Genomic DNA, 1,398 nt, shown 5'->3' with positions numbered 1-1,398 from the left:
AATTTGAAAAGCGCCTGTACGTCTTTAAACAACATTTTGGAAGGTATGTCTATTTGTCTGTAAACGAGCATCGAGGGGTGTTAAAAGTTTTCCCGGAGGGTTTACCAAATAAGATAACTTACAAGTACAAAGAAATGAATCTAAAGGGTAATCTTCCTATTGTTTGCGGAAGAAATTTAAGTGGAAAAATAAAATATTTTGATATGGTTAAAGATCCTCATTTATTAATTGCTGGAGAAACAGGAAGTGGAAAATCTAGCGCAATAAGAAGTATCTTAACATCATTGATTCAATATAAAAGTTCTAAGGAACTGAAGCTTATCTTAGGAGATTTAAAGCGTTCAGAATTCCATTTATTTAAAGATATAGCACATGTGGAAGGTGTGTATCACAGTGCAGATACATTACGTCCTGTATTAAATAAAGTAAAAAAGGAAATGGCCAAACGTGGAGATTTGTTAGATGAAGAGGGTGTAAATGCCATAGATCAATTACCCAAGAAACTACCCTATATTATTGTCTGTATTGATGAAGTGGTGTTATTAAAAAAGGAAAAAGACATTATGGATATTCTTGAAGATATTTCGAGTATTGGCCGATCGTTAGGAGTATTTATTATTTTGTCCATGCAACGGCCAGATGCAAAATTATTAGACGGTAAATTGAAAGTAAATATGACAGTAAGAATGGGATTTAAAACTCAAGATAATGTTAATTCAAAAATAATAGGCACACCAGGTTCAGAAAAATTAAAGACCTCTGGCCGAATGATATTGAAAGTTAATTCGGATCTACAAGAAATACAATGCCCCTGGTTAGATAATGAAAAAGCAAAAAAGATTTTAATCCCGTATAAAGTTGAGAAGAAAGATAAGCAAGAAGAAAAGAAAGACGACTACGATACATTAATGGAGTTGCTGAAAAATGAATAAAAGAGATTTACAGATTATTAAGGACGTGGAACGATTTAGAGTATTGAGTAGGGATGACATTATAGATTTATATTTTAGTAATTTAAAAAATCCAGTGACGAGTGCAAACATAGTATTAAAACGATTAGTTAGAGATAGACAAATATCTGTCAGTAAATATTATTCTCCATTTGTATATCTGCCAATACACTCTACAGTTAAGCAAAACTCTACTAAGATACCTCACTTCTTACAGATTGTTGAAGTCTATAAAATTTTAAAACATGCATTGGCCATTAAACAATTTATTGTTGAACCCAAATTTCAAAAGGGTTTAGCAGAACCGGATATGTTAGTTATGTTAAATAATGTATCGTTGTTTATAGAAATTCAAAGGAACACATATAGCCAAAAAGTGATGAATAAAAAGATAAAAAGGTACGAGGAATTGAGTTCTTCAGAACAGTTTAGGAATAAAAAATTTCCA

At 31.3% G+C, this 1,398-nt stretch carries 2 protein-coding genes; both read left to right on the top strand.

Annotation, left to right across the window (positions count from 1 at the left end; translation table 11 throughout):
* The coding region (locus C3938_RS00480; protein WP_233998561.1) for an FtsK/SpoIIIE domain-containing protein at positions 1–932 on the top strand (932 nt) is incomplete at its 5' end.
* The coding region (locus C3938_RS00475; RefSeq protein WP_105101343.1) for a hypothetical protein at positions 925–1,398 on the top strand (474 nt) is incomplete at its 3' end. The genes C3938_RS00480 and C3938_RS00475, both read left to right, overlap by 8 nt.

It is taken from the genome of Microbulbifer pacificus, assembly GCF_002959965.1.
GTDB lineage: Bacteria > Pseudomonadota > Gammaproteobacteria > Pseudomonadales > Cellvibrionaceae > Microbulbifer > Microbulbifer pacificus_A.
This window is presented reverse-complemented; position numbering and strand designations above follow the sequence as displayed.